The organism is Streptomyces sp. NPDC058664, assembly GCF_042716635.1.
GTDB lineage: Bacteria > Actinomycetota > Actinomycetes > Streptomycetales > Streptomycetaceae > Streptomyces.
This window is the reverse complement of sequence record NZ_JBHXRW010000059.1, coordinates 1-979: the sequence shown is the minus strand read 5'-3', so window position 1 is coordinate 979 and position 979 is coordinate 1. Positions and strand designations below refer to the sequence as shown.

Genomic DNA, 979 nt, shown 5'->3' with positions numbered 1-979 from the left:
TCCGGCCCCCGCCCTGTTCCCCCCCCCCGCGTTTTTCCTCCCGCGGGTACCGCCAGGGGGGGTTGGGGGGGTTGGGGGGCGGGGCCCCCCCCCAACCCCCCCCACCCTTTCGTTTCTACGCGGTGGGCTCCAGGAGCGGGAGCGCCAGGCGGCAGTGGATCAGGGTTCTGCGAGGTGCGGGCCGGGGAGGCCGGGCGGGACCGTGGCGGCGGGGTACGCGGAGTTCGCGGGGTTCCCAGTGGACGAGGAGGACCGCCGCGAGCATCGGGCCGCAGGTCAGGAGGATGAACGTCATGACGTGGCCGCTGCCGTCAGCAGATCTGCCCGGGCCGTCCGCCGCCCTGTGGCGGCAGCCGCGTTCAGGAGGTGGTGAACGGCCCGGGAGCGGTTCACGAGTCCGAGGCGGCGTCCGTGCCGGGGCCACCAGTCGAGGACGGCCAGGAAGCCGGAGTCGCAGAAGGTGATCCCGGAGGTGTCGAGCACGAGACCGGTACAGCCGTGGTCGGCCGCCGAGGACAGGAGCGCCCGCAACGGCGTGACGCTGAAGTGGTCGATCTCCCCGGCGAGGTGAACGACCAGCGTGGTGCCGAGCGTGGTGCAGGAGTCGATGACTATGACGCCGGGCGCGGTGTCCGCGCCCGAGTCGTGCACGACGGACGGGGCGGGAACGGAGAGAGGGGCGGGCAGTATCGGGGCGGTGCTCGAGGTACTCACATCCCCATCAACCCTCTCCCGCCACCTCCGGGAACGAGCCACGCAGCCCTTTCACCCCATGTGACCAGCACCGATCCCCAGTAAGAGGGAAAGATTCCACCCGGATGAGGCAGACGGGCGACGGTCACACCGGCGGCGCGAGGACGCGGCACGAGCGGTCCGCCCGTCAACCGGTCCGTCATCGGTGGCCTCCGTCGGGTCATCTCTCTTGTGACGAAATGGCATAGGGGGCATCCGGGTGGATGTCCGCCCGTACCGCAACCGC

At 71.2% G+C, this 979-nt stretch carries 2 protein-coding genes; both read right to left on the bottom strand.

The annotated features are described in order from the left end of the window. Positions 1–115: 115 nt before the first annotated feature. Positions 116–295 carry a hypothetical protein gene (locus ACFWUY_RS33185; protein WP_384118554.1) on the bottom strand — a complete coding sequence of 60 codons (180 nt, stop codon included), beginning with the start codon at positions 293–295 and terminating at the stop codon, positions 116–118. Further along, complete coding sequence (locus ACFWUY_RS33180; protein ID WP_384118552.1) at positions 292–714, bottom strand: STAS domain-containing protein; 423 nt, start codon at positions 712–714, stop codon at positions 292–294. Before ACFWUY_RS33180 ends, ACFWUY_RS33185 begins: the two co-directional genes overlap by 4 nt. Positions 715–979 lie beyond the last annotated feature (265 nt).

What these genes read in the sequence shown, in the direction of transcription:
- ACFWUY_RS33185 (WP_384118554.1), bottom strand. Translation starts at nt 295, where the DNA reads ATGACGTTCATCCTCCTGACCTGCGGCCCGATGCTCGCGGCGGTCCTC.